This is a genomic window from Rhizobacter sp. P2_H3, assembly GCF_056403355.1.
This window is the reverse complement of record NZ_JBFUFQ010000262.1, coordinates 1-7526: the sequence shown is the minus strand read 5'-3', so window position 1 is coordinate 7526 and position 7526 is coordinate 1. Positions and strand designations below refer to the sequence as shown.

The 7526-nt window shown below is 67.7% G+C and carries 7 protein-coding genes; 5 read left to right on the top strand and 2 right to left on the bottom strand.

The window, feature by feature from the left end; genetic code table 11:
* Window positions 1–187: 187 nt before the first annotated feature.
* Entirely contained in the window at window positions 188–2035 is a 1848-nt protein-coding gene (gene kefC, locus AC1D1T_RS28070) for a glutathione-regulated potassium-efflux system protein KefC (RefSeq protein ID WP_477992916.1), read from the bottom strand.
* Window positions 2035–2670, bottom strand: coding sequence for a glutathione-regulated potassium-efflux system oxidoreductase KefF (kefF, locus tag AC1D1T_RS28065; RefSeq protein ID WP_465114303.1), 636 nt, complete (start codon window positions 2668–2670; stop codon window positions 2035–2037). Before kefF ends, kefC begins: the two co-directional genes overlap by 1 nt.
* A 103-nt stretch (window positions 2671–2773) precedes the next feature.
* Here kefF and AC1D1T_RS28060 point away from each other — a divergent pair, with 103 nt between their 5' ends.
* The 5 genes from AC1D1T_RS28060 to AC1D1T_RS28040 all read left to right on the top strand — a co-directional run.
* A complete protein-coding gene (locus AC1D1T_RS28060; RefSeq protein ID WP_477845107.1) occupies window positions 2774–3391 on the top strand; it encodes a nucleotide-binding protein in 618 nt (205 codons plus the stop codon).
* Entirely contained in the window at window positions 3391–3843 is a 453-nt protein-coding gene (locus AC1D1T_RS28055; protein WP_477828356.1) for a MaoC family dehydratase, read from the top strand. The genes AC1D1T_RS28060 and AC1D1T_RS28055 overlap by 1 nt, the downstream gene beginning before the upstream one ends.
* Before the next feature lie 125 nt (window positions 3844–3968).
* Entirely contained in the window at window positions 3969–4709 is a 741-nt protein-coding gene (locus AC1D1T_RS28050) for a response regulator (RefSeq protein ID WP_047503039.1), read from the top strand.
* Between the two features lie 81 nt (window positions 4710–4790).
* Window positions 4791–6605 (top strand): ATP-binding response regulator, encoded by a 1815-nt coding sequence (locus tag AC1D1T_RS28045; protein WP_477992915.1) that lies wholly within the window; start codon window positions 4791–4793, stop codon window positions 6603–6605.
* 182 nt (window positions 6606–6787) lie between these two features.
* Window positions 6788–7526, top strand: a 739-nt coding sequence (locus AC1D1T_RS28040) for a hypothetical protein (RefSeq protein WP_477992914.1), incomplete at its 3' end; no start/stop codon positions are given.

The window sequence follows — 7526 nt, the reverse complement described above, 5'->3', positions numbered from 1 at the left end:
GCGCAACCTCGGCACCTCGCTGGTGCTGATGCCGTTCGCGCCGGTCGGCGTGTGGATCGGGATCCAGCTTGCGAAGCGGATCGAGCCGACGCTGTTCTATCGGCTGGTGTATGTCGGCATGTTCCTGACCGGGGCGAAGCTGCTGTACGACGCATTGAAGTGATGCAGTCCCGGATTGGCATCCGGGCTACGTGGCTTCTTCGTCCGGCTTCTCTGCCGCACCGCCCCAGCCGGCGCGCTGCTTTCGGTCCAGCGCCGCGGCGCGCTCCTGCGCGAACAGCGTCTCCAGCTGCTGCCGCCCTTCCTTCGCGACCGCGATCAGCCGCTCCTGGTCGCGCGCATGCGGGCGCATCGCCTCCAGCTGGTCGATGCTGTGGCGCCGGAAACGCAGCGCCAGGTTGCGCGCCTGGTGCGGCTRCCAACCCAGCAGCTCCAGCGTGCTGCGCGCCGTCATCAGCGCCGAATCCAGCGTCTCGCGCTCGATCAGCGTGACGCCCAGCTCGCGCAGCCGGTAGTAGTGCCGCACGTTGCGCGCCCGCGCGACGATCGTCAGCTGCGGGAAGTTCTCGCGCACCAGCGTCGCCACCTCCACGCTCTGCTCCACGTCGTCGATCGCCAGCACCAGCACCTTGGCGGTCGCCGCGCCGGCGGTGCGCAGCAGGTCGAGCCGCGTCGCGTCGCCGTAGAACACCGGCCAGCCGAAGCGGCGCAGCGCCTCCAGCGCCTCGGCGTCGTGCTCCAGCACCGTCGGCGTCAGGCCGTTGGCGAACATCATCCGGCCGACGATCTGCCCGTAGCGGCCGAAGCCGGCAATGATCACCGACGCGTTCTGCTGCTCGCTGATCTCGGGGATGTCGCTGCGCTTCTGGCCCGCCAGCGTCGGCGTCCACCAGCGGTCGGCCGCCACCAGCAGCAGCGGCGTCAGCAGCATCGACAAGGCCACCGCCGCCACCAGCAACGATGACGTCGGACCGTCGATCACGCCCGCCTGCGTGGCGGTCTGGAACACCACGAAGCCGAACTCGCCGCCCTGCGCCAGCAGGATGATGAACACCGGCCGCTCGGCCTTCGGCAGCGGCATCGCGCGGCCCATCGCCCACAGCACCACCGCCTTCACGCCGAGGAAGCCGCCGACGACCAGCGCGATCAGCAGCGGCCGCTGCATCACGATCGAGAAGTCGATGCTCATCCCCACCGCGATGAAGAACAGCCCGAGCAGCAGCCCCTTGAAGGGTTCGATGTCGGTCTCGAGCTCGCGCCGGTACTCGCTCTCGGCCAGCAGCACGCCGGCCAGGAAGGCACCGAGCGCCATCGACAGCCCCACCGTCTGCATCAGCGCCGCGGTGGCCACCACCAGCAGCAGCGACGCGGCGGTGAAGATCTCGGGCGTCGCGCTGCCGGCGATCCAGCGCAGCGTGGGCCGCAGCAGCAGCCGCCCGCCCAGCACGATGATCGCGACCACCCCCAGCGCCTTGCCGGCACCGAGCCAGAAGCTGCCGTGCTCCGGCGCATCCGAAGGCCCCGCCAGCAGCGGCACCAGCGCGAGGATCGGGATCGCCGCGATGTCCTGCAGCAGCGCCACGCTCAGCAGGCTCTGCCCCGAGGTCGTCGCCATCAGGTTGCGCTCGCCCAGCACGCCCAGCCCGATCGCCGTCGACGACATCGCGAGGCCGAGCCCGCCCACCACCGCCAGCTGCCACGGCACGCCGGCCGCCACCGCCGCGCCGAGCAGCAGCGCCGCCGAGCCGAACAGCTGCACGCTGCCCCAGCCGAAGATCGGCTTGCGCAGCGCCCACAGCCGCTTCGGCTCCAGCTCGAGCCCGACCAGGAACAGCATCAGCACCACGCCGAACTCGGCGAAATGCAGCATGTCCTGCGGGTCGGTCACCAGCCGCAGCCCCCAGGGCCCGATCAGGATGCCCGCGGCCAGGTAGCCGATGATCGAGCCCAGCCCCAGTTTCTTCGCCACCGGCACCGCGATCACCGCGGCGGCCAGGTACACCAGCCCGCCTGTCAACCAGCTGCCGTGTTCCATCAGGCGCTTTCCGCCATCGCGGCTTCGGCCGCATCCGTCGGGCGTGCCGATTCGGGCACCTCGCAGTCGATGCAGTCGTCCAGCCCGGCCAGCTCCGGCCAGCCGGGGTAGCTGCCCAGGTGCTGCACGAAGGTGTCGGCATGCGCCTGCAGCTCGGCCGCGCCGACGCGGTGCGCGCCGTGCAGCACCAGCGGCGGCAGGAAGCGCATGCCGCACAGCGCGGCGGTCTGCTCGTAGGGCGGCAGGAAGGCGTCGAAGTGGTAGCGGTTGTAGCTGTCGGGGCGGTAGGAGTCGTCCGGGCCGCCGGTGGACGAGACCAGCCACAGGTCCTTGCCGCGCAGCGCATGGCCGTCCGGCCCGTAGGCCCAGCCGAAGCCCAGCACCTCGTCGACCCACAGCTTCATCAGCGGCGGCATGCTGTACCAGTGGATCGGGTGCTGCCACACGACGAGCTTCGCCTGCAGCAGCAGCGCGCGCTCTGCCTCGATGTCGATCAGGTAATCGGGGTACAGGCGGTACAGGTCGCGCACCGTGGCATGGCCGGATTTCTTGGCCGCCTTGTAGAGCGTGCGGTTGACGCGCGACTGCTCCATCTGCGGGTGGGCGGTGAGCACGAGGACTTCGGAGGGGGTCATGGTGGGATGGATGACGAGGTAGGCGGCGGGGGTAAGTATTGGTAGCCCAACAACGATAGTGTTCGTTAACATAACCGCAAACAAGGATCGTCAGGAGCAGTGCATGCCAGTGATCGTGGTGGCCAATCCGAAGGGCGGGGTCGGAAAGAGCACCTTGTCCACCAACATCGCAGGGTACATGGCCCAGGCCGGACATGCCGTGATGCTGGGCGATGTCGACCGGCAGCAGTCGGCCCGCACCTGGCTCTCGCTGCGCCCCGCGAACCTGCCGACCATCACCGGCTGGGAGCTGACCCACGACGAAGTCGTCCGCCCGCCCAAGGGCACGACGCATGCGGTGCTCGACACGCCGGCCGGCCTGCACGGCAAGCGCCTCGACGAGGTGATGAAGCTGGCCGACAAGGTGCTCGTGCCGCTGCAGCCCAGCATCTTCGACATCCACGCGACGCACGCCTTCGTGCGCGAACTGCTGGCGCGGCGGCGTGGCGACAAGGTGTCGGTCGCGATCGTCGGCATGCGGGTGCGCGAGGGCACCATCTCGGCCGACCAGCTGCGCAGCTTCCTCGAGACGCTGCAGGTGCCCCTGCTGGGCTTCCTGCGCGACACGCAGAACTACGTGCACCTGGCCGCGCGCGGCCTGACGCTATGGGACGTGGCACCGAGCCGCGTCGAGCGCGACCTCGAACAATGGCAGCCGCTGCTCCAGTGGCTGGACGCCTGATGAAGCGCTTCGAACGGCTGGCCGACCTGCAGGCCCTGGTGGGGCAGGAGATCGGCCTGAGCGACTGGATCGAGGTCGACCAGTACCGCATCGACCAGTTCGCCGAGGCCACCGGCGACCACCAGTGGATCCACGTCGACCCGGTGCGCGCGGCGGCCGGGCCGTTCAAGACCACCATCGCGCACGGCTTCCTCACGCTGAGCCTGCTGCCGGAGATGTTCGCGTCGGCCTTCGAGGTGGGCGACACGCGCATGGGCGTCAACTACGGGCTGAACCGGGTGCGCTTTCCGTCGCCGGTGCCGGTGGGCAGCCGGCTGCGCGGCAGTTTCAGGCTGCTGGCCCATGAACCGCTGGACGGCGGCGCCCAGCTGACGATCGAGGTCACGATGGAGCGCGAGGGCTCGGCCAAGCCGGTGTGCGTGGCGGAATCGCTGACACGGCGCTACCTTTGACACGCCGCTTTGACAAAGTGGGCCGCTTCACCCTCTTCAGGGGGTGCGGGGCGTCCGGGGCGCTCGGCTAGCATCGGCGCTTTGCCCCGGGCCGAGGGCTCACAGCGCACGAAAGGGATGTCGCGATGAAAGTGCTGTTGGTCGATGACCATCCGTTGATCCTGTCGGCCTTGCAGACCGTGATCCAGGGCCTGGGYGACCACGTCAGCGTGGTCGGTGCCGGCAGTGCCCGCGCCGCGCGCGAGACGCTGGCCGCCGACAACGACTTCGACCTGGTGCTGCTCGACCTGCACCTGGGCGACGCCGACGGCTTCGACCTGCTGGTCGAGTTCCGCAGCACCTACCCGGCGCTGCCGGTGGTGGTGGTGTCGGCCTCCGACCGCGCGAGCGACGTGATCCGCTCGATCGACCTGGGCGCGATGGGCTTCGTGCCGAAGCGCGCCTCCAACGAGACCTTGTTCGACGCGCTGCGCATGGTGATGTCCGGCGGCATCTACGTGCCGCCGATCAGCATCGGCAACGACCGGCCGTCCGAGCGCGCGCAGGATTCGCCGTGGGGCGTGCCGGCCGCCGTCAACCAGATCGGCGAGGCGGCCAAGGGCGGCAGCTTCCAGCAGCACCCGTCGATCGCGTCGCTGGGCCTCACGCCGCGCCAGACCGACGTGCTGGCGCTGCTGCTGCAGGGCAACCCGAACAAGCTGATCGCCCGTGAGCTGGGGCTGTCGGTCGAGACGGTGAAAGACCACGTGGCCGCGGTGCTGCGGGTGCTGAACGTGAGCTCGCGCACGCAGGCGGTGCTGGCGGTGAGCCAGATGACGCAAGCGCACGGCGGCTTCTCGGCCTGGCGCCACAACGGCCCGCGCTAGAAATGACCGCCCCCACGTCACTGCGTTCCTGCCCCCCGAGGGGGCGCTCAGCCGCCTTGGGGCGGCCCGGCGGCGGCTGAGATGGCGGTCGCCGCCCCGCCCGCGGCACAGGCCGCCTCCCTGCGCGAGCTGACCGAAGTCGAGCGCATCCACGGGCTGTATTCGTACGTGCCGACCACGCTGGCCGGCAATGCGGCCGGCGCGTCGGTGATGGCGCTGCTGTTCTGGGACCACGCGCCGCGCTGGCTGCTGGCGGCCTGGATGGTGATGTTCTGGGGGCTGTGGGCGTTTCGGGTGTGGGCGCTGGTGGCGTTCCGCGGGCGCAACGTGCAGACGCTGGCGGCGGCGCAGCCGTGGTTCCGCATCTGGGTCGGCGCGACGATGGGCTCGGGCATCGTCTGGGGCTCGGCGGCGTGGCTGTTCTATCCCCACGGCGGCACGACAGAGCGCATCGGGCTGCCGCTGACGGTGTACAGCTTCTGCGTGGCCGGCATGCCGATCCTCGCGCCGATGCGCAAGGTCTACAACACCTTCGCGCTGCTGTGCTTTGCGCCGACGGTGCTGCGCGTGGGGTTGCCGGGCGGCTTCGACGACCTGGTGCTGGCCGGCGTGCTGCTGACGATCGTCGCGATGACGACGCTGCTCGCGAGCGACTACCGGCTCAACTACGAGAACCTGCTGAAGCTGAAGCTGCGCGCCGACGAGCTGGGGGCGCAGCTGCGCGCCGAGAAGGCGGCTGCCGATGCGGCGCGCCAGCAGGCCGAGGTGGCGAACCGCTCGAAGACGCAGTTCTTCGCGGCCGCGAGCCACGACCTGCGGCAGCCGCTGCATGCGATGGGGCTGTTCGCCGAGGCGCTGCGCCAGCGCAGCCACGATGAAGAGGTGATCCACCTCGTCAACAGCATCAACGGCTCGGTCGATGCGCTGGAGGGGCTGTTCTCGGAGCTGCTCGACATCACGAAGATCGACACCGGCGGCGTCGAGACGCAGGCGGAGCATTTCAACATCGGCGCGCTGTTCGGGCGGCTCAAGCTGCACTTCGAGCCGACGGCCTTCGAGAAGGGGCTGGGGCTGCGGTTCCGGGGTGGGGCGCACAACGCGTTCGCCGACCCGGTGCTGGTGGAACGCATCCTGCGCAACCTGGTGTCGAACGCGATCCGCTACACGCAGGACGGCACGGTGCTGGTGAGCTGCCGCAAGCGCGGCACGCGGCTGCTGCTGCAGGTGTGGGACACCGGCGTGGGCATCCGCGAGCGCGAGCAGGAGCGCATCTTCGAGGAGTTCTACCAGGTGCCGCAGGGCGACGCGCTGGCGCCGCACCAGCGCAAGGGGCTGGGGCTGGGGCTGGCGATCGTCAAGCGGCTGGCGGGGCTGATGGAGGCGCCGCTGTCGCTGCGTTCACGGCCGGGGCACGGCACGGTGTTCTCGCTGGAGCTGCCGCCCGGCAAGGCACCGCGTGCGGTGGCGCCGGCCCTGAGCGGCAAGGCGCCGATCGGGCTGACGCTGGACCGGCGCCGTATCGTGATCGTCGAGGACGAGCCGGCGGTGCGCGACGGGCTGGAGGTGCTGCTGAAGGGCTGGGGCGCGAGCGTGCGCAGCTTCGAGACGGTGGCCACCAGCCGGGCCTGGGCGCAGAGCGAGGAGGCCGGGAATGAGCCGCCGGACCTGCTGATCGTCGACTACCGGCTGGAGCACGGCCACACCGGCGTGGAGGCGATCCAGGCGCTGCGAGAGCGCTTCGGGCCCGGCGTGCCGGCCATCATGGTGAGCGGCAGCACGATGACCAACCACGAGGTGGATGCGCAGGTGCACAACTTCCACCTGCTGGTGAAGCCGGTGGTGCCGAACAAGCTGCGGGCGATGATCAGTTTCAAGCTGGGCGTGCGGGGCGGCTGAGGCGGGATCCGAGGCGCGAGCTACGCACCTGAGAGTGCGAACCGGCCGGACGGGATGAAGCTGTTTGTCCCCGGGTGGAACTTGGAAAGCGGATCGGTCACACAGGGGGAACGCCTGCTTGTGAGTGATCTGTGTGTGATTGCTGCATGGGGCATCGTTTTACTGTGCTGTGGAGCAACTTCATGCAAATAACCGGAAAAACTACTCGCCTTGAAGCACCTTCTATTTGCAAAATAGAAGTGAAGAACCGGGATGGCGGATATGAGTCGATCCAGGAGAAGTTTGGGAATCAGCGCATAGCAGCAAAAGACGACTTTACATTCAAATGCAAGGTTCAGTTGAGCAATGGCTTCGAGTTTAAGCTTAAGAACGTCGAGGATCGGGAGACCGACGAGCTTGCCGAGGCGTTGACGTTGGCGGGAAACCTTGTTGCCGGTTCGCTTAAGGAGCTTGAGGAAGGCAGGGTGCACGAGGATTGTGAATTAAAAATTATCTCTAAAAACTACCATTCCCTTTTTTGCCGGATGCGGGCAATACGGTATGGAAATGATCAGGCGGAGTTGAGGGGTGGGTTTTATGCATTCCAGGAGGCCGCCGTTTCAGCGATGAAATCGGGTGATCTAGGTGGATATGAAACGGCATTGAGAACCCTTGGTATGTTTGTCGCCGATCCGGCAAGTGGCAGCAAGGATCTCGATAAGCTATTGGGTGATCTGGATGATAGGGAGGTTAAAGAAAGCGAGAGTGAGCCTGATTTTGGGCGTGGGGAAATATTTTTTCGAGAGGATTTCTCGAATGAAATTAATTTGACCGAGGCTGAGTCGAACAGTGATTATTGTGTGGCTGACTCTGGTGACGGGGATTCGCAGATTGATCGGATAGATGGAGGGGATATCAAGTCTGAGGCCACCACTGTAACTG